At 46.4% G+C, this 22,506-nt stretch carries 21 protein-coding genes; 13 read left to right on the top strand and 8 right to left on the bottom strand.

The window, feature by feature from the left end:
- Window positions 1-101 precede the first annotated feature (101 nt).
- From clpX to FXO21_RS14390, 4 genes are all read left to right on the top strand, one after another.
- Window positions 102-1,346, top strand: a complete 1,245-nt coding sequence (gene clpX, locus FXO21_RS14405; protein ID WP_149640725.1) for an ATP-dependent Clp protease ATP-binding subunit ClpX — start codon at window positions 102-104, stop codon at window positions 1,344-1,346.
- Window positions 1,347-1,445: 99 nt separating this feature from the next.
- Window positions 1,446-2,219 (top strand): SDR family NAD(P)-dependent oxidoreductase, encoded by a 774-nt coding sequence (locus FXO21_RS14400; RefSeq protein WP_149640724.1) that lies wholly within the window; start codon window positions 1,446-1,448, stop codon window positions 2,217-2,219.
- A 105-nt stretch (window positions 2,220-2,324) separates the two neighbouring features.
- A complete protein-coding gene (locus FXO21_RS14395; RefSeq protein ID WP_149640723.1) occupies window positions 2,325-3,284 on the top strand; it encodes a 1-phosphofructokinase family hexose kinase in 960 nt (319 codons plus the stop codon).
- Window positions 3,285-3,354: 70 nt separating this feature from the next.
- The gene (locus FXO21_RS14390; RefSeq protein WP_149640722.1) at window positions 3,355-4,416 is read left to right on the top strand and encodes an NHL repeat-containing protein; all 1,062 of its coding nucleotides are present in this window, start codon (window positions 3,355-3,357) and stop codon (window positions 4,414-4,416) included.
- Window positions 4,417-4,436: 20 nt separating this feature from the next.
- On the opposite strand, the gene FXO21_RS14385 is transcribed toward FXO21_RS14390, so the two are convergent.
- A complete protein-coding gene (locus FXO21_RS14385; RefSeq protein ID WP_225865690.1) occupies window positions 4,437-5,195 on the bottom strand; it encodes a hypothetical protein in 759 nt (252 codons plus the stop codon).
- Between the two features lie 236 nt (window positions 5,196-5,431).
- Here FXO21_RS14385 and FXO21_RS14380 point away from each other — a divergent pair, with 236 nt between their 5' ends.
- Entirely contained in the window at window positions 5,432-7,675 is a 2,244-nt protein-coding gene (locus tag FXO21_RS14380; protein WP_225865689.1) for a TonB-dependent receptor, read from the top strand.
- On the opposite strand, the gene FXO21_RS14375 is transcribed toward FXO21_RS14380, so the two are convergent.
- Entirely contained in the window at window positions 7,672-8,082 is a 411-nt protein-coding gene (locus tag FXO21_RS14375) for a Fur family transcriptional regulator (protein ID WP_149640720.1), read from the bottom strand. The genes FXO21_RS14380 and FXO21_RS14375 overlap by 4 nt on opposite strands.
- Window positions 8,083-8,270: 188 nt before the next feature.
- On the opposite strand from FXO21_RS14375, the gene FXO21_RS14370 reads away from it, so the two are divergent.
- Window positions 8,271-8,663 carry a MerC domain-containing protein gene (locus FXO21_RS14370; RefSeq protein ID WP_149640719.1) on the top strand — a complete coding sequence of 131 codons (393 nt, stop codon included), beginning with the start codon at window positions 8,271-8,273 and terminating at the stop codon, window positions 8,661-8,663.
- Between the two features lie 4 nt (window positions 8,664-8,667).
- Here FXO21_RS14370 and FXO21_RS14365 read toward each other — a convergent pair whose 3' ends face one another.
- Window positions 8,668-9,882, bottom strand: coding sequence for a serine hydrolase (locus FXO21_RS14365; protein WP_310586908.1), 1,215 nt, complete (start codon window positions 9,880-9,882; stop codon window positions 8,668-8,670).
- A 149-nt stretch (window positions 9,883-10,031) separates the two neighbouring features.
- On the opposite strand from FXO21_RS14365, the gene FXO21_RS14360 reads away from it, so the two are divergent.
- Entirely contained in the window at window positions 10,032-11,750 is a 1,719-nt protein-coding gene (locus FXO21_RS14360) for an IlvD/Edd family dehydratase (protein WP_149640717.1), read from the top strand.
- A gap of 27 nt (window positions 11,751-11,777) precedes the next feature.
- Window positions 11,778-12,575 carry an SDR family NAD(P)-dependent oxidoreductase gene (locus FXO21_RS14355; RefSeq protein WP_149640716.1) on the top strand — a complete coding sequence of 266 codons (798 nt, stop codon included), beginning with the start codon at window positions 11,778-11,780 and terminating at the stop codon, window positions 12,573-12,575.
- Between the two features lie 3 nt (window positions 12,576-12,578).
- Here FXO21_RS14355 and FXO21_RS14350 read toward each other — a convergent pair whose 3' ends face one another.
- The 4 genes from FXO21_RS14350 to FXO21_RS14335 form a co-directional block, all read right to left on the bottom strand.
- Entirely contained in the window at window positions 12,579-13,295 is a 717-nt protein-coding gene (locus tag FXO21_RS14350) for a hypothetical protein (protein WP_149640715.1), read from the bottom strand.
- Window positions 13,296-13,368: 73 nt separating this feature from the next.
- Complete coding sequence (gldD, locus tag FXO21_RS14345) at window positions 13,369-13,968, bottom strand: gliding motility lipoprotein GldD (protein ID WP_149640714.1); 600 nt, start codon at window positions 13,966-13,968, stop codon at window positions 13,369-13,371.
- 132 nt (window positions 13,969-14,100) lie between these two features.
- Window positions 14,101-15,939, bottom strand: a complete 1,839-nt coding sequence (glmS, locus tag FXO21_RS14340) for a glutamine--fructose-6-phosphate transaminase (isomerizing) (protein ID WP_149640713.1) — start codon at window positions 15,937-15,939, stop codon at window positions 14,101-14,103.
- A gap of 225 nt (window positions 15,940-16,164) precedes the next feature.
- Window positions 16,165-16,971, bottom strand: a complete 807-nt coding sequence (locus FXO21_RS14335) for a glycogen/starch synthase (protein WP_149640712.1) — start codon at window positions 16,969-16,971, stop codon at window positions 16,165-16,167.
- 206 nt (window positions 16,972-17,177) lie between these two features.
- Here FXO21_RS14335 and panC point away from each other — a divergent pair, with 206 nt between their 5' ends.
- Window positions 17,178-18,020, top strand: coding sequence for a pantoate--beta-alanine ligase (gene panC, locus FXO21_RS14330; protein WP_149640711.1), 843 nt, complete (start codon window positions 17,178-17,180; stop codon window positions 18,018-18,020).
- Between the two features lie 59 nt (window positions 18,021-18,079).
- Here the strand turns inward: panC and FXO21_RS14325 are convergent, their stop codons facing one another.
- On the bottom strand, window positions 18,080-19,555 hold the full coding sequence (locus FXO21_RS14325; RefSeq protein WP_149640710.1) for a Gfo/Idh/MocA family protein: 1,476 nt from the start codon (window positions 19,553-19,555) through the stop codon (window positions 18,080-18,082).
- A gap of 195 nt (window positions 19,556-19,750) precedes the next feature.
- Between FXO21_RS14325 and panD the strand changes: the two genes are divergently transcribed.
- The 4 genes from panD (at window position 19,751) to FXO21_RS14305 (ending at window position 22,435) form a co-directional block, all read left to right on the top strand.
- The gene (gene panD, locus FXO21_RS14320; protein ID WP_149640709.1) at window positions 19,751-20,101 is read left to right on the top strand and encodes an aspartate 1-decarboxylase; all 351 of its coding nucleotides are present in this window, start codon (window positions 19,751-19,753) and stop codon (window positions 20,099-20,101) included.
- A gap of 38 nt (window positions 20,102-20,139) precedes the next feature.
- Window positions 20,140-21,168, top strand: a complete 1,029-nt coding sequence (locus FXO21_RS14315; protein WP_149640708.1) for a lysylphosphatidylglycerol synthase transmembrane domain-containing protein — start codon at window positions 20,140-20,142, stop codon at window positions 21,166-21,168.
- Between the two features lie 88 nt (window positions 21,169-21,256).
- Complete coding sequence (rfaE2, locus tag FXO21_RS14310; RefSeq protein ID WP_149640707.1) at window positions 21,257-21,745, top strand: D-glycero-beta-D-manno-heptose 1-phosphate adenylyltransferase; 489 nt, start codon at window positions 21,257-21,259, stop codon at window positions 21,743-21,745.
- Window positions 21,746-21,754: 9 nt separating this feature from the next.
- Complete coding sequence (locus tag FXO21_RS14305) at window positions 21,755-22,435, top strand: zinc metallopeptidase (RefSeq protein ID WP_192579221.1); 681 nt, start codon at window positions 21,755-21,757, stop codon at window positions 22,433-22,435.
- Window positions 22,436-22,506 lie beyond the last annotated feature (71 nt).

The raw sequence follows: 22,506 nt of genomic DNA, 5'->3' as shown, positions 1-22,506 counted from the left end.
TAAATATAAGGCTGTTGTTAATTTGGTCTTTGCGGTTTTAATACCGATTTCAACATTCCGGGAACAGAGCCGGTTTTTTCAACACTGTATAAAATAACTCAATGGCACAAGTAAGTTGTTCGTTTTGCGGACGTAAGAAAAACGAAGTCGATTTATTGCTTTCCGGAATAGATGCACATATATGTAATCACTGTATAGCGCAGGGCCATCAGGTGATTACCGAAGAATTAGGGGCGAAGGAGGATAAAAAAGAGAAGAAGGGTAAGCTTCCCAAGCTGAAACCGATCCCGCCTACTGAAATCAAACACTTTCTTGAACAATACGTAATCGGTCAGGATGAAGCGAAACGCTCGCTGGCGGTTGCTGTTTATAATCACTACAAAAGGCTCAACCAGACTACCACCGAGGATGATGTTGTGATCGAAAAATCGAACATCATCATGGTTGGTGAGACGGGTACAGGTAAAACTTACCTTGCCAAATCCATTGCCAGAATATTGCAGGTACCATTCTGTGTGGCCGATGCAACTGTAGTGACGGAGGCAGGTTACGTAGGTGAAGATGTGGAGACTATCCTGACCAGGTTATTGCAAGCTGCTGACTACAATGTGGAAGCTGCCGAGCGTGGTATCGTTTATATTGACGAAATTGATAAAATCGCACGGAAGTCGGATAATCCGTCCATTACCCGTGATGTGAGCGGTGAAGGTGTGCAGCAGGCGCTTTTGAAACTCTTGGAAGGCTCGATCGTGAATGTACCGCCCCAAGGCGGACGTAAGCATCCAGACCAGAAAATGATCACGCTGAATACTGAAAACATCCTCTTCATCTGCGGGGGTGCATTTGACGGAATTGAAAGACATATCGGAAAGCGCATTAATACGCGCCCGATCGGCTTCTCAGGAGACAACAGGATCATCGAGATTTTTGATAAAGGTAACCTGATGCGCTACGTGACTGCGATGGACCTTAAATCTTTCGGGCTGATCCCCGAGCTGATCGGCCGCTTGCCAGTACTTACCCATCTGAATCCACTGGATCGCGAAACGTTGCGCCGGATATTGACAGAGCCTAAAAATGCTTTGGTAAAACAATACAGCAAATTGTTCGCGATGGAAGGCATTACCCTGCATTTCGAGGAAGCGGTGCTTGACTTCATCGTAGACCAGGCGATGACCTACAAACTCGGCGCGCGCGGCCTTCGCGCCATTTGCGAATCCATTATGACAGACGCCATGTTTGATCTGCCATCCCAGAAAGATGTCAGGGAATTTACGCTCTCTCTGGATTATGCGAAAGATAAATTTGAAAAGTCTTCCATGGCTATATTACGCTCAGTAGCATAAGAATAGCATACACATTTGAACGCCCGGCATCGCAAACGATGCCGGGCGTTTTATTTTTTATGGCAATAGTCCTATTTTGCAATAAAAAATAATAATAGCATGGAGACCTGGCTGGGAAATAAATCGATAGTAATCATAGGAGGTACGACGGGACTCGGTTTTTCTGCTGCCAAAGCATTTGTGAGAAATGGAGCGAATGTAGTCGTAGTGGGCCGCAATCCAGAAAACTGCCTTATTGCAGAGCTACAACTTGGCGGAACAGCCCGGGCGAAGCAGGGAGACGCCACACATGCCAATACAGCGATGGAGGCGATCCAGCTTTGCATTCGCGAATTCGGAAGTTTTGACGGACTTTACCATGTAGCCGGCGGCGGTGGAGAGAAATTTGGAGATGGTCCGCTGCACGAGCTGTCGCTCGATGGCTGGAACAAAACGCTCGACTGGAACCTAACTTCCCTGATGTTATCCAATCAGGCGGCTATCCGCACTTTTATAGGGATGAATAAAGGCGGCAGTATCTTGAATATGAGTTCGGTACTGGGTTTTTCACCTGCCCGGCACTTCTCAAATCATGCTTACGCCACTGCAAAATCAGCAGTAATAGGATTCTCGAAATCCATCGCCGCATCTTACGCTACGAAAAATATCCGCGTCAACGTACTTACGCCGGGCATTATTGAAGGTATTGACGGACAGCAAACCGACTCAGCCCGATTCGTGACCACCAAACAGGCTCTCGACGGAGGACGCTACGGCTTACCGGGAGACCTGGATGGAGCTGCTGTATATTTTATGTCGGACTACGCCAGATTTACTACGGGGCAAAATTTCACAGTAGACGGTGGCTGGGAAGTGAGCGATGGACAGTACTGAAGTAAATGCCTGCACAATGTGAACAATTCAAGAACGGAGCGGCGCTAATCAGTTTTTTGTTTTTATTCGCATAAATTCGCAATACCACCAGATAACTGTACTCCTATGGCAACCGGACCAATTGTAACACTTACAATCAATCCAGCACTCGACAAGAGCTCAAATGTGCCCCGCATTGTGCCCGACAACAAGCTACGCTGCGATACACCGAATTTTGAAGCCGGAGGGGGCGGAATCAATGTCGCCAAGGCAGTGCATCGCTTAGGAGGAAATCCGATCGCTATTTTTACAATTGGCGGGCCAACCGGCCAGCGTCTGCATAAGCTGGTGAAGAATGAGGGAGTGGAAACAATGGTTATAGAAACCAAACAATGGACGCGTGAAAACTTTCACGTGTTGGAAACCAGCACGGGTTTTCAGTACCGTTTCGGGATGCCCGGGACAGAGATGATGCCGACAGAGGTTCGCTCTATTCTCGAAATGATGGAAGAATTTGACCCGAAACCCTCCTATATCATCGCAAGCGGCAGCCTGCCTCCCGGAGTACCCGACGATTTTTACGGACAAATAGCAAAAATCGCCCACAAGCAAGGCGCGAGATTCATTGCCGACACTTCCGGCGACGCGTTGCGCTACGCCACTGAGGCAGGGGTTTACCTGCTTAAGCCTAATATCACCGAACTCAGCGAACTTGTGGGTGTCGACAAATTGGAAATGGATGAAGTAGACGATGCTGCACGCGCATTGATCATCCGCGGTCAGTGTGAAATTGTAGTTGTGTCGATGGGCGCTATGGGTGCGATGCTGGTGACGGAAGATCAGGTAGAACATATTCCAGCGCCGCCAGTCCAGCCGCGAAGTACAGTCGGAGCCGGAGATAGCATGCTGGCTGGTATTGTCTGGACCTTGTCACAAGGAAAATCGCATCGTGAAGCTGTGAGAATGGGAGTTGCCTGCGGAACCGCTGCTACCATGAATGCCGGGAGCGAATTATTCAAAATGCAGGACGTCAATCACCTCATGGACTGGCTAAACCGTTACGGAAAAAGATATTCTGCGAGTTAACGAATTGCGATTAACTTAAAATCATAGTAAGAAAATATCGGAACTGCCTTTTTCAACTAAAAGATTTCTCATGTCCGAAATACAATCACGCCGCCAGTTTGCTAAAATAACTGCCGCCGCCGCCGCGACCCTTACTTTTAAGCCATTTTACATTCTCAATGCCAAACCGAAAGCGGATGGGGAAACCATTGGCCACGGCACGCACAAGTACAAAGTACATCAGAGCTGGGGGAACCTGGATGCTTCAAAATTTCCGGTCAACAACTGCCACGAAATGGTGCAGGACAGCAAGGGAAGATTGATCATGGTGACGGATGAAATTAAAAACAATATCCTCATTTACGATCGGTCGGGCAAATTGCTTGAAAGCTGGGGACACGAATATCCCGGCGGCCACGGCCTGACGCTCTGGAACGCGAATGGAGAAGAATTTCTTTTCATTACGGATCCTAATACCGGCAAAGTTATTAAAACAGATCTGAAAGGTAAGGTACTGCTGACGATAGAACACCCTTCGAAAGTAGGCGCATACAAGGAAAAGGATCCATTCAAACCAACAGAAACAGCAGTAGGTCCCGATGGTACGCTCTATATCGCTGATGGATACGGTTCCAATTTCATATTAAGGTACAACCAGAAGGGAGAATTTATTGATAAGTTCGGAGGTTCAGGTGACGGCGATGCACAGTTTTCAACAGCTCACGGTGTGGCAGTAGATTATCGCGACAAAGCCAATCCTACCCTATTGGTAACTTCCCGGGCCCATAATGCCTTCAAAAGATTTACACTCGACGGTAAATACCTGAGTACCTTGTTCCTGCCCGGTGCATTCGTTTGCCGGCCTGTCTTTCAGGGTGAAAATCTGTTTGCCGGCGTGTGCTGGTCCCGTTTGAAGTATCTGAATCAAACACCTAACTCAGGTTTTGTGACAATACTTGATAAAAACAACAAAGTGATATCCAATCCAGGCGGGACAAAGCCAGAATATAAAAATGGTGAATTGCAGTTAATGGTACAGGAAAAACCCATTTTCATGCATTGCCACGATGTTTGCATTGACGGCGACCAGAACATTTACGTTTGTCAATGGAATGCCAAGAAAACTTATCCTGTAAAACTGGAAAGAGTTTAACAGATAGTCAGGCTGGTCTTTCAGCGGATCAGCCTGATCGTTATCCCATTGATCACCATCGTCCCCACCATTAAAATTCCGTAGGCCGAAGCAATCGGCATCTGCGGCACCAGCCAGGCCACCCCTACAAGGAAAGCTACAAAACCATAGCCAGCCAGCATTAAACCATACAATATCCTGGTCGCTGCATTGGAACCTTGTTGTGAATGGGTAAAAACAGCTAATGTTGAAGTCATGATTGGAAATGGCGTGAGGATACCACTCCATGTCGGTCCGAGATAATCAGCAGCCTGTGTTAATATGACTACGAAGAAAGTTGCTACGATCATTCTGAGTGGAATGTCGTAGGAAGGTTGCTTCCGGAAATCGGTTTTTTCTTTTGGTTTAGGAAAAAAATACAACACTAAGGTCAGTACAATCAAGTTCAGTACCGTAGCTGCGGGAAGAGAAATTTCCCGCCCGAGTGATAATACTGCAACTACAAAATATACTGAATAGCTGATCAGCACAGTAGGCAGCCAGGATAATCTTGCGGATAAAATTGAATAAACGAGGGCAAACAAAATAGTCCCTACCGAACCAAGCAGCGCGGAAGTAATCGTAGAAGCTGCAAAAGCCGGACCGTGTTCAAGTGCAATGTAAAATGATATTGGTCCCGCAACCCACGGAAACCCACCGATCCAGCCGCCCAGTCCTTCTCCCCATTTCCTGACAGCGAGCGTGACGCCTGCGATCAGCGGCGGCATTAAAAGGATTTTGGAAATCAGCAGGTACGACAACTTCGAAAACGATTGGAGGCACAAATTTACATTCTGCCTTTGAAATGAAGATAAGAAAGCCAAAATACTTGCGCAATTCATTTGCAACAAAGTTGCACTAATGCTATTTTTGCATCTTACAACGAAAGCAGATCTCTGTCAGCCCCCTGATGCTCCACAAGCGCCATTTTTTCTTAATACTATTTTTACTGAATACTCATTTCTCCTATGCCCAGAATCAAAACTGCGCTTGTTTTGTGAAGGGTGTTGTGAGAGATAAGCATACTGGCCAGCCGGTGGTAGGCGCTACGGTTCAGATCGTGGGGCAAAATAAAGGCGTTTTTACAAATGAATCGGGGCGATACGAGTTGCAGGACCTTTGTCCGGGCTCCTACACGCTTGAATGCAGAATTGTGGGTTATGCCGCATTTCAGCACAAGCTGGACCTCACAGCCGGGCACGAGGAAAATTTCAACCTGGAAGAGCAGGAAGTGCATTTACAGGATGTAGAAATTACCGCTCACCGATCGGAAGCGCCTTCTTCCCAGCCATTAACAACAATTTCCGGTGCCGATCTTGAAAAAACGCGGGGACAAAATTTAGGGGAAAGCCTGAAAGGAGTAACGGGTGTTACCACACTGCAAACCGGCTCTTCAATCGCGAAGCCCGTTATTCACGGTATGCATAGCAACCGGATATTGATTATGAACAATGGCGTACGCCAGGAAGGACAACAGTGGGGCTCGGAGCACGCGCCGGAGATAGACCCATTTATCGCGACCCGGTTATCTGTCGTAAAAGGCGCCGCGGGTGTTCGCTATGGATCCGATGCGATCGGCGGCGTTATTCTGGTCGAACCGGAGGAGTTGCCTTATAATAAGCAGCTAAGTGGCGAAATAAATGCGGTGGGTTTTTCGAATGGGCGGCAAGGTGTGGGCTCTGCTACATTGCAGGGCGGGATAAAAAATCTCAAAGGCTTTGCCTGGCGGGCGCAGGGAACCATCAAACGCGGAGGAAATATCCGTACACCCCGCTATTTTCTGGACAATACCGGGATCAGTGAAAAGAACTTTTCTTTGGGCGCAGGATACCGAAATAAGGGTTTTGGGATAGATGTTTTTTACAGCCGTTTTGCGACGCAGATCGGTATTTTCTCAGGCTCTCACATTGGCAGCGTGACAGATTTGTTAAATGTGATCAAAAATGGAGAGCCGCTTGTGAAGTCCGGGTTCAACTACAATATAGCCCGCCCAAACCAAAATGTTACCCACGAGCTCATCAAAGCTGAAACGCATTATCATTTTAAAAACGGCAGCGGTATCCAATGGACTTTTGCGAGGCAGCTAAACGACAGGAACGAGTATGACCTGCACCGCCCAAGAAACGATTCGATAGCCGCGCTCAATCGCCCGGAACTGACTTTCAAATTATCAACGTTAACAAATGATGTGGGCTGGGACCACAAACCAATTGCGGGAAAGCTGGCCGGACAGGTAGGAGTCAGCACTTTGTATCAATATAATTTAATGGACGGGCGTCCGCTGATTCCTAATTTCAACCAGTTCAATGTGGGTCTTTTCTGGATGGAAAGATTTGTAACAAAACAATGGGAACTGGAAGCGGGGATTCGTTATGATTACCGGACATTGAAAACCTACAGAATTGTAAACCGGGAGAAAATCGCAGATGATTTTCAATTTGCTAACTTTTCGGGTACAGTCGGTGCGACGAGAAATTTTTCCGAGCGGATTTCTGCCCGGGTCAATGCGGGCACAGCCTGGCGGGCACCCAATGTGAGCGAGCTGTTCAGCGACGGCGTGCACCATGGCGCAGCAGCCTACGAAAAAGGCGATGCAACGCTGCAATCAGAAAAAGCGATCAATACCACTGCAAGTCTGAAATATGAAGACGCAAAATGGTCAGCGGAGATTGGCGCCTACTACAATTACATTGCCGATTACATTTACTTAAAACCCCAACCTGACCCTATTCTTACTATTCGCGGTGCGTTCCCTTATTTCAAGTATACCCAAACAGACGCGTCATTCACTGGCATTGACCTTTCTGCAACCTGGCAGTTTGCAAAGCATACAACAATTGCAAGCAAGCTGAGCTACCTGCGCGTTTATGACCGGCGAAATGACAGCTACCTGGTTATGATCCCTCCGAACCGACTGGATAATGAGCTAAAATACGAGCTTCCGGGGACTGATGAAAAATGGCACAATACTTTCGTTTCAGTTGGCAATTTGCTAGTTGCACGCCAAAAACGGGTTCCGGCCAACAGCGATTTCCTCGCTCCGCCAAAAGGATACGCACTATGGAACCTGCAGGCGGGCACTTCCCTGCGTTTTTCAGAAAAACAGGAGCTTGAAATAGGGCTGAGTATTCAGAATGTCTTCAATACTGCATATCGCGATTACCTCAATCGATTCCGGTATTATGCCGACGATATGGGGAGAAATGCTTCCTTACGCCTTAAATGGAAGTTTGGGGGCTAATTACATTTCGGGCAGGTACCCTGGATCAGCAGATTGAAATTTTCGGGTTGATAACCCTGAGGTAATTGAACCAGCGGAATCCTCAGATTTTCAAGACAGTTTGTCTCGCCGCATTCATTGCACTTGAAGTGAATATGATCATGGTGGTGCTGCTCCTCCGAACAATTATGCGAACATAATGCATACCGCAATCCCTCATCGTCGAGTACTTTGTGAATAATACCTTTTTCAAGAAAAGTTTTTAAGGTCCTGTAAATGGTGACACGGTCGTAATTCTCACCCAATGCACCTTCTAAATCTCCGTGCGAAAGTGCGTTCTTTTTGGTGATGAATGTCGAAAGTACATCCTCACGGCAAGTGGTTGTACGAAGATGATGCCCTTTCAGTGTTTCCCTTAATTGATCCATTGTTTCCAATAGTTTGTTACTTCACAAAGTCTGTTGATAATAAAACCTTTCACACCAAAGTTAAGTTCTATCACTTACAATTTCTAAGTTGGCGCATCTGACGGAGGCCATGAAAATAAAAAATTTCTGCAACGCGGTTGCAAGTCGAACTTATATGTTCTATTTTTGCAACACTATTGTATTTAAATATGAAGTCAGTCCACTCACATAATAAAGCCGATTACATAGGAATTCTGGGTTCTGTGCTTTGCATAGTCCATTGTCTCCTTGTTCCTGCGCTGGCATTTGGTTCTGGCGTTGCTTCGCATCATTCACATTCGGGGCTTCGGTTTCTTGATTTCTTTTTTATTCTGATAAATGGTGTTGCTGTTTATTACGCCACGCGTCACCATAAGTCTGTACCTATCCGCGTAATGCTTTGGGTTGCTCTTGCCTTATTTTCGTTTTCTCTGATTTTCGAAGGAAAGCACGCGATTTTTACCTGGCTCAGCTACGCCGGCTCTGCGCTGCTCATTGTAGGCCATCTGATCAATCTATATATCTGCCAGATTGCGCCGAGGTTTAAAATGCGGGTTTCGTAAACCCCTATTTGTCATATTCTACTTCAAAACGATCAAGATCCGGCCTCACGGAGCGTTTTCTACCCAATTCATATTCAAAAATCGTCTTGCCCAGGTTTGCCATGAAAGGTAAGCCCACCGTGTCGTATTCATATTTATCGTCATTGAAGATCTCATCTTCATTACAGTAGATCATAGCTGTCAGCATAAATTCGATGCCTTTTTCAAAATCTACGATATAAGCATTATCGAGCAGAAAACCGTAAGCGTCGCCACTCTTGTTGAACAGCCTGATATGTCGCGGCAAACGCGTTTTTGTGGCTCCGAAAAGCAGGAATTTCACATATCCGTCATAGTAATCGTCGGTGTAATGTGCGGGATAGTCGGTTTCAACCGGAAACTGCGACATATATCTGTAGAGAAATTGGTAATCATCTTCCGTCAGGTTGAAACGCTGACTTGCGGGGACCTGCTCCGGAAAAAAAAGCGATTTCAGCATCCGGTGTTGCTCTTCCAGCGGAAAGCTATTTTTTGCTGTGAAATCAAAAGGCTCATTTACAAGCTGCCCGTCTTTCATAAATCCTTTTCCTACTAAAAGTGAGGCAGGCGCTTTGAATTCCTCAGCATTATATTGTGCCGGCTGCTCGTATACAGCCTTTCCATCTTTCTCAAACCTTACCGGATTAGTGTACCTGTTATTTTCTGCGCCGATGTTGGATTCGAGCCTGTGAATGATCCGCGTGTCGACATAACCCTTTTTGTGCAGACTATCATTCAGTTCCTGCTGCCCTATAAATTCATATAGCCTGTTAAAAGCGTCGTTATCACTCGCCAGGAGAATTTTCTTGGCGTAATGCGCGACGGATGGCAGGCCGTTCTCGGAGGTAGAATCTTTGGTGACGACAGTTTGCTCTGGCCGGCTTGCCCCTGTAAGCATGGGAGTATATTTATCTATGCCGAGCTTATTCAGTTTTTCAAAAGCCAATGCCACAGCGGGAAGCTTGACGGTACTGGCAGGATAGAAATACTGATCCTTATTGAGCCGGTAAGCATACGTCGTAAAATGCGGCTCGTTCTTTTTGTTCCTGTCAATGCGGGTGTACAGAATCTGAACCTGGTATTTTTCTGGATTTTTGAGGATTTCGGAGAAGCGTTCGGGATGCTTTTTCAGCAATTTTTCTATAAAACCATCGGATTGGATTTGCGCAAGTGTGGGTGATGCAAACAATGGTAAAAGCAAGAAAAACAAGAATTTATAACTTCTTCCGGAAATCATCGGTTAACCAGTAGCACATGTAAAACGAATATACAATTTTTATTTTAAAGGGTTGACGGAATTATATTTTACTGAGGCAAGGCTTTACTTATTATCTGTAAACTATGGCGACAATGGAAGAAAATAAGTTACGCAGCCGCGGCTGGTTTGGAAAGTCAGGAAAGGACGGGTTTATATACAGGGCCTGGATGAAAAACCAGGGCTACCCTGCCGATGAATTCGAGGGACGGCCGGTTATCGGTATTTGCAATACATTTTCAGAATTGACACCATGCAACGGCCACTTTCGCGAGCTGGCCGAATCAGTCAAAAGGGGAGTTTGGGAAGCAGGCGGCTTTCCGCTCGAATTTCCTGTGATGTCGCTCGGCGAGACATTGATGAAGCCTACCGCAATGCTTTACCGCAATCTGGCTAGTATGGACGTAGAGGAATCGATCCGCGCGAATCCGATCGACGGCGTTGTATTGCTTTGCGGCTGTGACAAAACTACCCCTTCGCTGGTGATGGGCGCAGCGAGCGTGAATATCCCTACGATTGTTGTTTCCGGCGGGCCAATGCTTACAGGTCGGTATCGCGGAAAAACCGTCGGTACCAGCGACGTCTGGCGTTTCAGCGAGCTTTATCGCAAAGGCGAGATGACGCAGGAAGAATTCACGACCTCTGAAGCCTGCATGTGCCGCAGCGACGGACACTGCGCCGTAATGGGTACGGCCTCCACAATGGCTTGCATGGTCGAATCGCTAGGCTTAACCCTGCCTGAAAATGCGGCCATACCGGCAGCAGATTCGCGCCGGAAAGTACTGGCCCATTTGTCCGGCAGGCGGATTGTACAAATGGTGCACGAAGACTTAAGGTTATCGCAGATTTTGACCAAAGAAGCATTTGAAAATGCAATTATGATCAATGCCGCGATCGGCGGTTCTACCAACTTTGTGATCCATTTGTTAGCGATCGCAGGAAGAATTGGCGTGGACCTTACGCTGGATGATTTCAACGATATATGCGCCCGGGTGCCGCTGCTGCTCAATTTGCAGCCTTCCGGCGGCTATTTTATGGAAGATTTTTATTACGCTGGCGGTTTACCGGTTGTCATTAAAGAACTGATCGGCAGGCTACACGACGGCGTCATCACTGCCAACGGAAAAACCATGGGCGAAAACTGCGCCAATGCAGAATGCTTTGACCCCGAAGTAATAGGAACATTGGCCGAGCCGATCAAAGACCTGACCGGACTGGCGGTTCTCAGGGGTAATCTTTGCGAAAATGGAGCGGTCATTAAACCTTCTGCCTCGCTGAACCCGGAGCTTATGCAGCACAGAGGCAAGGCAGTTGTGTTCGAAGATATTGACGACTACAAAGCGCGTCTCGACGACCCTGATCTTGACGTAGATGAAAATAGTATCCTTGTTCTGAAAAATGTAGGCCCGAAAGGCTACCCGGGTATGCCGGAAGTGGGCAATATGTCTTTGCCGAAAAAGCTGCTGGCGAAAGGCGTGATTGATATGGTACGCATCTCCGACGGCCGGATGAGCGGAACGGGATTTGGAACAGTTGTTTTGCACGTTTCGCCGGAAGCTGCCGTGTGTGGTACCCTTGCATTGGTCCGCGATGGTGATTTTATCGAATTGGATGTTGCAAACAGGAGGCTAAACCTGGAAGTATCCCAGGAGGAGCTGGAAACGAGAAAATGTGTCTGGAAACCGCTGGATTTGGGCTACAAGCGGGGATATGTAAATCTGCACATTAACCACGTTCTCCAAGCGCACGAAGGTGCCGACCTCGACTTCCTGAAAGGCGGTTCGGGCGATAAAGTGACAAGGGATTCACATTAATGCCCTATTCCAATGAATTTGACTGATATGAATAACTTACCATTTGACAACCAGGTAGCTATTGTAACCGGCGCAGGGCAGGGAATAGGATTTGAAATTGCGAGACAGCTTGCAATTCAGGGCGCTGGAGTCATTCTCAACGATGCCGACCAGTCGCTCGCCGCGGAAGCCGCTAAAAAAATCCGGAACAAAGGCGGCGATTGTGTTGCATTTGCGGGAGATGCGTCAAAGCAGGAGATGATCGACGGCATGGTCGACGAAGCTGTCAAATGTTTTGGTCAACTCACTATTTGTGTTGCAAATGCAGGTATTACGCTATTTGGCGACTTTTTTGAATATCCCGCTGACAAACTCCGTCAGGTTCTCGAAGTGAACTTAATGGGATCATTTATGCTTACTCAGGCTGCTGCCAAACAAATGCGCCAGCAAAAATCGGGAGGGCGCGTACTCCTCATGTCCTCGGTTGTAGGTCACCAGGCACACAAATTTTTAGGTGCCTATGCAATGACGAAAGCCGGACTGGAAATGCTGGCCAAAAATCTTGTAATCGAGCTTTCGCCCTATGGGATTACGATTAATACAGTAGCGCCGGGCGCAACATTAACGGAAAGAACTTTGGCGGAAGACCCTACCTACCCCAAAACCTGGTCGGCGATCACACCGATGGGCAGACCGGCAATTTGTGAAGATATCGCAAATGCGGCATTGTTTCTATTATCTCCGCATTCAGGGCATATTACCGGCCAAAGTCTGGTAGTAGACGGCGGCTGGACTTCCGTAAGCCCACTGCCTGACCTGAGTAATATGTCTGTTAAAAGAAATTAAGGATTATTCTCCCAGACTTCCGGAAAAAAGCTGCGCTTCCAGATCGTCGATACTACCATCTTTGGAAACAAAAAGCGCTCTTGGTTTGACAGACGCTGAGGGATTGGCTGTCATGAAGTTCCGGTATTGCTCATCCGTGATGATTTTAAGTGCCAATGCTCTTTTTAATACCATTGGAAAAGGCACTTTAAAGAACCCTGCGATATCGGAAGCAAGTGAATCGGGAATTTTGAATATATCATTTCTGAAAAAACTTTCAACCTCCTTATAAGGTAAAAGTGCTTCAAAAATCAACTGCTCCGAGCGGGCAGCCAGTGATGCTATATTGGAATACAATGTATGCAAGCCCAGCGAGACTGTGAGCAGGTGAATATGGTAGTTACGTTCGTTAATATCCGATTTTGCATTTACGAATACCCAGCCTTTTTGCCTGTAAATCGCTGAAAAACCTTTGAACGCCGGATCTACCATGTGCAACTGGGCTATTTTGATTCCTTCCGGGTAAGGCAGTTTATGACCGATCTGGTGGACAATGTCCTGTGCGTAAGAAATATCGGCTACTTCGCCCGCCGGCTCAATCATCCAGTCACCATTGACCAACCCATCAAAAAGCTGATCTCCCAACCGTTGACTTTCTACTTGTCCGAGATGCAGGACGATCCGGTTTCCACGAACAGAGAAGTCTAATGGGAGTTGGTTCTTTGGTTGCTTTTTGCGCATAGTGCTGATCGTGTTGAGGTGAGAACTTCAAAGATACACCCTTCGATTTTTCACTGCAATACCAAGTTCATTTTTATCTCCACCGCAGCGTGTTCAGTAAATGAACCATATCCTTTTGTAGATAATCAATTACCGGTGCCAGTGAGTCGTTTTTTGATGCAGAAGGGAAGTAAATAGCGCCCCGCAGAAAGTGCTGCGTGCTATCGGTTGTGTAAAACTGATACGGACTAGGCACGTCGCCTTCAATCTTAAACATAATAGCAGTACGGCCGCTTTTACTTAAAACCCGCTGTTCCTGAATAGAGGAAGCCCGGATCTGATGTTTGCCGGCGAGCTTGTAGCTGTCATCAATAAATGATTTCAGGCGGGAAGGATCATTGTTTATAGCCTTGTAAGTCAGCTGGATGTTGGCTTCTAATGCGGGATAATTGATGAAGATCCAATGCTTTTCCGCCGTTGAAAATGTATCCGGCTCCACTTTGGCAAACCGGGAAACTTCGAAAATATAGGGATGCTGCTCTGTAAGCTGCTGGTAATTGTGGTCCGGCAGCTCGATCCGGTTAAAGCCTTTTGGACGCGGCGCGTAAGTTTCCGCTCGTTGCTCCTTGTCGCCGCAAGACAATAAAAGCACATTGGAACATAATGCGATCAGGAATAAAAATCTTTTTGACATAAATACGGGGGCGAATTGCATTGCGCGCAAAACTAACGAAAACCGATTTATATTATTTCCGTAAAAGCATTCCCCTTCAGCACAAATGCGAAACCAGGAGCTGGTCTCGCATTCGATTATGGCAGACAAATGTTACTCAACTGTTACGGATTTGGCCAGGTTGCGTGGTTGATCCACATTCCGGCCGCGCATCACCGCGATGTAGTAAGATAACAGCTGCAATGGAATCACGGAAACGAGCGGTGTCAGGATTTCGTGGGTTGTCGGAACCTCAATCACAAAGTCCACCATGCCGGGGATCAGCGTATCACCTTCCGTCACAATAGCAATTACCCTACCTTTTCGAGCTTTCACTTCCTGAATATTGGAGACGATTTTCTCGTAGGAACTATCTTTTGTCGCTAAAAAAACAACCGGCATATCTTCGTCGATAAGCGCTATTGGTCCATGTTTCATTTCCGCGGCGGGGTAACCTTCGGCATGGATATATGAGATTTCTTTCAGTTTCAATGCGCCTTCCAAAGCTACCGGAAAATTCAATCCGCGCCCCAGATAAATAAAGTTGCGTGCATAGGTGAAGATAAATGCAATCTCTTTGATCTTGTCTGAACTCTCAAACATCTTCTCTACTTTGGCCGGAATATTTTCCAGCTCGATAAGCAGTTGCCGGTAAGCTTCTTCTGAAATCGTACCCTTCCTTTTTGCAGTGGCAATCGCTATCAATGTCAAAACCGTTACCTGAGCAGTGAATGCTTTCGTACTTGCCACGCCTATTTCCGGCCCTGCGTGCGTATATGCACCTGCATGCGTCGCACGGGCAATGGACGATCCTACTACATTGCAAACGCCAAAAATCGTAGCTCCTTTGGACTTTGCAAGCTCAATTGCAGCAAGCGTATCTGCCGTTTCACCCGATTGAGAAATAGCGATCACAACATCGTTTTCCTTGATGACCGGATTCCTATACCGGAATTCAGATGCATATTCTACTTCGACATTTATTCTCGCCAGTTCCTCGAAAAGATATTCGGCGACGAGGCCGGCATGCCACGAAGTACCACATGCCACAATCACGATCCGCTCGGCTTCGGCTAGCTTATCCATATAACTGCTGAGTCCGCCGAGTTGCAGATGGGCATCGTCAGCTCGTAACCTACCGCGCATGCTGTCACCGATCGAGCGCGGCTGTTCGAAGATCTCTTTGATCATAAAATGATCGTAACCTCCCTTTTCAATCGTTTCGAGCTCCATTTCCAATTTTTGTATGTATGGAATGGTCTCTGTATTATCGAGATTCTGAATGCTCAGCTTATCGTCCTTCACAACCGCTACTTCGTAATCGTCGAGGTAAACAACGTCTTTTGTATACTCAATAATTGGCGTTGCGTCGGAGGCGAAGAAAAATTCGTCTTCACCGATCCCGATCACCAGCGGACTTCCTTTACGCGCCGCAATCAGTTGTCCGGGATGATCGACTGACATTACCACGATCGCGTACGCACCTACCACTTCCTTCAAAGCCAGCTTTACGGCCGACTCCAGCGAGCCTCCCGTTTCGGACTGAATATCTTCGATGAAGTGAATCAATACCTCCGTGTCCGTTTCACTTTGAAACTTATGCCCTTTTTGAATGAGGTTTTGCTTGATCGAGGCGTAGTTCTCTATGATTCCGTTATGGATGATCGCCAGCTTGCGGTCATTTGAAAAATGTGGATGCGCATTGATGTCGTTGGGTTCTCCGTGGGTTGCCCACCTGGTGTGTCCGATCCCGATTGTAGCAGCTAAATGTTTTCCGCCCAGCTCAGCCTCCAAATCAGAAACCTTTCCTTTTTTCTTGTAAATGTTCAATTTCTCCTTTTCCAGCAATGCAATCCCTGAACTATCGTACCCTCGGTATTCAAGTCTTTTAAGACCTTTCAGGATCAGAGGATAAGCCTCCCTGCCTCCAACATAAGCCACTATTCCGCACATATTTTCACGAATTTGGTTTGAGTGTATGTTTAACAAAAAACCAAATTAAGAGCAATCACCGTTTCATAACAAGCTAATTTCTAATTAAATACTAAAAATTATCCAATTTCATCAGAGTGCTCGAACACATTAATGAAAATATTTTTGTGCTCAACAGAGATTTAAACAGCACAAAAAAACCGGTAACTGATCAGTTACCGGCCCGACTTGCTATAATTTGAGTGATTAGCTCATTAAATCTGTATACAGGTTATAATAAGATTCGGAGAAGTTCTCGTCCTGTTCGTTCAATTCCACACGTTTAGGTGCATCGTTGAATATCTGGTTGAGACTTTCGCTACAATGTTCATCTGCTTTCAGAACTGCATCTGCGTAGGCGCAACCTATTTTGACGAACCCTTCGAAATCTGCGGAATGCAAATGGGCCAGGGCCTCGTCACTTACATCCATTGCTTTCGCCTTGCTCTGCAAATCAGCGTCAAACTTATAATCAAAAGCATTGTTATGTACCGTAAACACACTTTTTGTATCCTTGAACATCGGATCGTTGCGGTAAGTGGTTTTCAGGTACAGGGGGATCAGGGCGGTCATCCAATCATTACAGTGCACCACATCCGGCGCCCAGCCCAATTTTTTAACCGTTTCAAGAACACCTTTGCAAAAGAAAATCGCCCGCTCGTCATTATCATCGAAAAAGTTGTTCTCCTTATCGAAAAACACAGATTTGCGGTGAAAATAATCGTCATTGTCAATAAAATATACCTGCAATTTGGCGTTGGGTATAGATGCGACCTTGATGATCAGTGGCTTTTCTTCATCTCCTACGGTAATGTTTATTCCTGACAGTCGAACTACTTCATGAAGCCTGTTTTTGCGTTCATTAATAAGACCAAAACGCGGAACTAGAATCCTGATTTCTGCACCTCTTTCCTGCATTGCCTGAGGGAGCTTTCTTACGTAATCGGCAACGTCAGTGGTTTGGAGGAAGGGATTGATTTCACTGGCTACATATAAAATTCGTAGTTTCTCCATAGATCTTTAAGCAGTTTGTGAAAAAAAGTTTTGCAAAATTATACAAAAAAAATCGCATTTTCAAAAGATATTCCAAACTAATTGTCATATTGCGCTCAGTTTGGGATAACTCATTCCAAATAATTGATTTTCCTACTCGCAGTACTTTTCGGAGATATAAAGCACTTTCGCATTTCAGGCTACTCCCCCTCAGATTTCAGTTTCTCATGGAAGTATTTACTTCAGTTGCCAGCCTCCGGAATTTCCTCGAACAACAAACTTTTCAACAACGCAGTATCGGCCTCGTACCAACGATGGGCGCACTTCACGACGGTCATATCTCACTGATTCAGTTATGCAAACGTGAAAATGACATAGCTGTTTGCAGCATTTTTGTTAATCCAACGCAGTTCAACAATCCCGAAGATTTACAGAAATACCCGCGCACACTGGAAGCCGATTGCGCAATGCTTGAAGCAGCCGGCTGTGATATCGTTTTTGCGCCCTCGGTAGAAGAAATGTATCCAAAGCAACCTGTCCTGAAATTCAATTTTGGCGCCCTCGAAACCGTGATGGAAGGCGCTTCCCGTCCGGGCCATTTCAATGGAGTCGGAATTGTGGTTTCGAAACTTTTTAATATCGTCAAACCGCACCGGGCTTACTTTGGCCAAAAAGACTTACAGCAGGTCGCAATCGTTAAAAAACTGGTATCTGACCTAAGTTTTGGACTCGAACTGATCATTGCACCTACAATTCGCGAAGAAGATGGTTTGGCAATGTCGTCACGAAACCGCCGGTTAAATGTTGAAGAAAGGGAAATCGCTCCGCACCTATTTCAGATCCTCGAATCCGCGAAAAGGAAGCTTTTAAAAGGGGAGTCGGTTGAAGAAGTAATTAGACAGGCAACTGCCGCATTTGACTCGATCGAGGCTTTTAAACTGGATTATTTCGAAATCGCAGATCTTAATACACTACAACCTATTACCACACCTGGCGCCACTGGCACAAACGCGATCTGCGTTGCCGCGTTTCTCGGGCCGGTGAGGTTGATTGATAATATTGTTTTTTAATGTCGCACTAAGCGGAGTCGAAGTGCATACATTTCGACTCCGCTTAGTGCGACAAACACTTAACTACCCAATTTCCAATCGCCGCGGTATTGGCGTTTTACGAATTGGTTTGCATCGTCGAAGTTGGTGATTTTCATATTGTTACCATCCCATAGCAATTTTTTGCGGCCTGGATAGTCGAAACCTTTTCCGTCGGCTCTTTGCTTGCGCAGGTTGTAGCTGCGTATTCCAAGGTTGCCCATTATTACGGTTTCGGTCAAAGGACCTGCGTAATCGAAGGAAGAGGTCAGCGCTTTGTGTTCTTTGCTGTTGAAACCAGCCTTGCAGGCGTCGGACCAGGAAACGTGGTGACCAAACTCCGGCATAGGCGTGTATTTATTTCCAAAATCACCTTTCTTATATTCCAGCTTTGTGCCGTCTTTCAAATATACTTTTGGATCAATACCATAAGTACCACAGGTCATAACGCCTTTTTCACCAATCAACATCACACCATTGCTGCTATCAGGCTCGCCCAGCGGATCGTTGGCGGGGATCAGATCCGGGTGGAAAGGGCGCAAGCCACCATCGTGCCAGGTTAATGTAACTTCTGATTTGTTCACCTTGTTGGCCGGGAATTTCAGCTGCACCCTTGACGATGGCGGGCAGCCTTCCGGAATATATTCAGGCGTCCAGTCTTTAATGAAAACCTGGCCTACGCTGCATTCCAGCTCCGTAGGATAACCCAATCCAAGCGTACGGAAAGCGGGGTCGATCAGGTGACAACCCATATCTCCCAATGCGCCGGTACCAAAATTCCACCAGCCGCGCCATTTGAACGGATGCCAGGCCGGATTGTAGTCGACCCAGTCCGCACAACCAACCCATAATTCCCAGTCAATATCTGCGGGAACGTCGAATTTGCCAGTAGGGACAGGAATACCCTGTGGCCACACGGGACGGTTTGTCCAAACGTGCGCTTCGTGTACATTACCAATTATTCCTTTATTGAACCATTCTTTCATCTGGTTCTGTGCAGGGTTAGAAGCACCCTGATTTCCCATCTGAGTTACTACTTTGTATTTCCGGGCCGCCTCAGTGAGCATACGGGCCTCATAAATGTCATGCGTGAGCGGTTTCTGAACGTATACGTGCTTCCCTCTTTGCATGGCCGCCATCGCAATAATAGCATGCATATGGTCGGTCGTTGAAACGGTTACAGCATCAATATCCTTTTCCATTTCATCGAACATCTTTCGGAAATCCTTGTACTTCTTGGCTGTCGGATGCAGTTCAAAATTCTTTTTAGCCTGTCCCCAGTCCACATCGCAAAGCGCGACAAGGTTCTCAGCCCCCTTATTCCAGGCATTATTAGTATCTGAAAAACCCTTCCCTCCTACACCTATCCCTGCTATGTTCAATTTGTCGCTTGGCGCGCGGTAGCCTTTACCTAAAACATGTCGCGGGACAATAAAAAAGCTACCAATTGCTGCTGCCGTGGTCTTTTGCAAAAAGTCGCGGCGTTTCACATCTTTTGGTTTATTTTCTCTACTCATCGGAATTTTAGAAAAATAAGTGGATAATATAAGTAAAGCCTTACGCTTCTGAATATTACTTCAAGCCCCTGAAAAAAGGCTGCAAGAGCCGGTTGGAACCGTAAAGCAGGGCCGTATGTTTTGATAGCTGCGTGTTATTCCTGTAACTTTGGGCAGTAATACGTTCCATTTTATCTCGACTTATTTTACCGGGTAATGCAAATAACAGTAATGAAATCGAAGATTCACCGTGTCAAGGTGACTCAGGCGGAACTGAATTATGTAGGCAGCATCACGATTGACGAAGACCTGATCGATGCGGCCGGACTTGTTGAAAATGAGCAGGTCCATATCGTTAACAATAACAATGGCGAGCGCTTTGTGACTTATGTGATCAAAGGCGAAAGAGGTTCCGGAATGATCTGCCTTAATGGGGCGGCGGCACGGCGCGTGCAGATTGGCGACATTATCATTATTATTGCTTACGGAACAATGACCCAGGAGGAAGCCAAATCCTTCAAACCCATGGTTGTTTTCCCCGACCATAACAATCACCTGGTCGGGTAGCGTTCTTCAATAGAACCCTGCACCCTATTCACTTAGCTATGAAAAACATTTTACGTTACGCCATTTCGCTGATTTTGGCAGGTGGCTTGCTTTGGTTTGTATTTAAAGATATTAATCTGGGTGAAATGCTCGACCGCTTTGCCAAATCCGACTGGCGGTGGATTGCGGTTTCCTGCTTCTTTTTAATGTGCGCACACGTTACCCGTGCCTGGCGCTGGGCAATGCTTATGGAGCCGCTGGGACATAAACCAAGTATTATCAACAGTTCAGTAGCGGTATTGACCGGATATTTTGCCAATTATATTGTTCCCCGGATGGGCGAGGTGACCCGTTGCGGCACCTTATACCGGCTTGAAAAAATCCCGGTCAATCTGAGTTTCGGAACGGTAGTGGCTGAACGTATATTTGATGTCATCGTACTTGTATTGATGATCGGCTTAAATTTCGTTCTCGAATTTGACCGGCTGAGCACTTTCTTCACAGATTTTTTTCAAAGTAAAGTAGGTGGTGAATCAGGTGGATCGGGTGGCGGATTATTGCTTTTCATTTTGATTGGCGGCTTGATAGTAGTAGCATCGATTGGTTTTTATTTATACAAAAACCTGGCCTTCCGCACCCGCTTACAGCAAAATGCATTGGTTGCCAAAATCACAGATTTTGCGAAAGGAATGCTCGACGGTCTGCTAAGCATTCGCAAACTGCGCAGCCCCGGACTATTTATCCTGAGCAGTTTAATGATCTGGGTACTTTATTACCTGGTTTCCTACGTATTGTTTTTCTGCATTCCCGAAACCTCCGACCTTGGACCGCTTGCCGGACTAACTATACTGGTAGTAGGTGCGATAGGTATGACGGCTCCTACCCAGGGCGGAATCGGAGCTTATCACCTTTTAGTTGGCAATGTGCTGGTATTGTACGGATTGACTCAAAGTGATGGTATCACATTGGCCACCTTTATACACGGGGCGCAGATGGTATTTATGCTGGCAGTAGGCGCACTGGCCTTTTTGTTTGTTTTGGTTAAAAACAATAAATCGGTAGATGAACCCGAAAAGATTTCTGCCTAGCGTTAAACAAGGCGCAGGAATAGTCTTACCTGATGGAAAATTAGTATGATTACATATTATTTTCCAATGAACAATTTACTTCCAACCAATGAATCTGACCGAGAGCAAGATACTCAGACTAGAAGAAGCAATCCCTACTATTGAAGCCTGGCAGCGTGGCGGCCAGAAAGTAGTATTCACAAACGGTTGCTTCGATATCGTTCACCTGGGCCATATTGATTACCTGGAAAAAGCCCACGCCCTGGGCGACCGACTGGTTTTAGGATTGAATACCGATGCATCTGTGAGCAGACTGAAAGGACCGTTGCGACCCGTTGTTAATGAATATGCACGCGCGCGTCTGATGGCAGCCCTCTCCTTTGTCGATGCTGTCATTTTGTTCGACGAACCGACGCCTAGTCAGTTGATAGAGGCAGTAAAACCTGACATTTTGGTCAAAGGCGACGATTATACCGTTGAAACTATTGCTGGCGCGGATTTTGTTTTAGGTAAAGGAGGTGAGGTAAAAACGATAGCACTTGTACAGGGTTACTCGACTACCGCGCTGATTGAAAAAATAAAACAAGGATATAAATAGGAAAAAGCTATGATGGGAGCATACATAATCGGTGGTATAGTAATGCTTGTGAGCTTGTACGTTCAGTGGCGTCTCAAGAGCAAGTTTGAAGAATATTCTCAGGTCGGCTTGAGCAATGGTATGAGTGGAAAGGAGATCGCCGAGACGATGTTGCGTGAAAGCGGCATTTATGATGTGCGGGTACTTTCGGTCGAAGGCCAGCTGACTGACCATTACAATCCTCAGGATAAAACAGTTAACCTGAGCCCGGACGTATTTTACGGCAGAAGTGTAGCCGCTGCTGCGGTTGCGTCTCACGAATGCGGGCACGCTGTGCAACACGCGACAGCCTACAAGTGGTTGCAATTTCGCTCTCAAATGGTACCATTCCTGAGCATTGCGTCACGCTATATGCAGTGGATCATTCTGTTGGGTATCGTTCTGATCAATACAACTGTTTTGCCGTTGACGATCGGTGTCGCGCTTTTCGCAGCGACTACGCTTTTCAGCTTTATCACATTGCCGGTTGAATACGATGCAAGTAACAGAGCGTTGGCGTGGATCCAGAAAAACAGGATTGTTAACGAAAAAGAATATGTAATGTCGAGCGATGCTTTGAAATGGGCTGCAAGAACATACTTAGTTGCTGCAATCGGTTCATTAGCTACATTACTTTATTATGTAAGCCTGTTAATGGGCCGCAGAGACTAGTCTTCGACTTCGCTCAGACGGACAATTTCGACTTCCTAGGCAGACAACCTTGTAAAGGCTGGAAAGAAAAT

This window comes from Dyadobacter sp. UC 10 (assembly GCF_008369915.1).
In the GTDB taxonomy this organism is placed as follows: Bacteria; Bacteroidota; Bacteroidia; order Cytophagales; family Spirosomataceae; genus Dyadobacter.
This window is presented reverse-complemented; position numbering and strand designations above follow the sequence as displayed.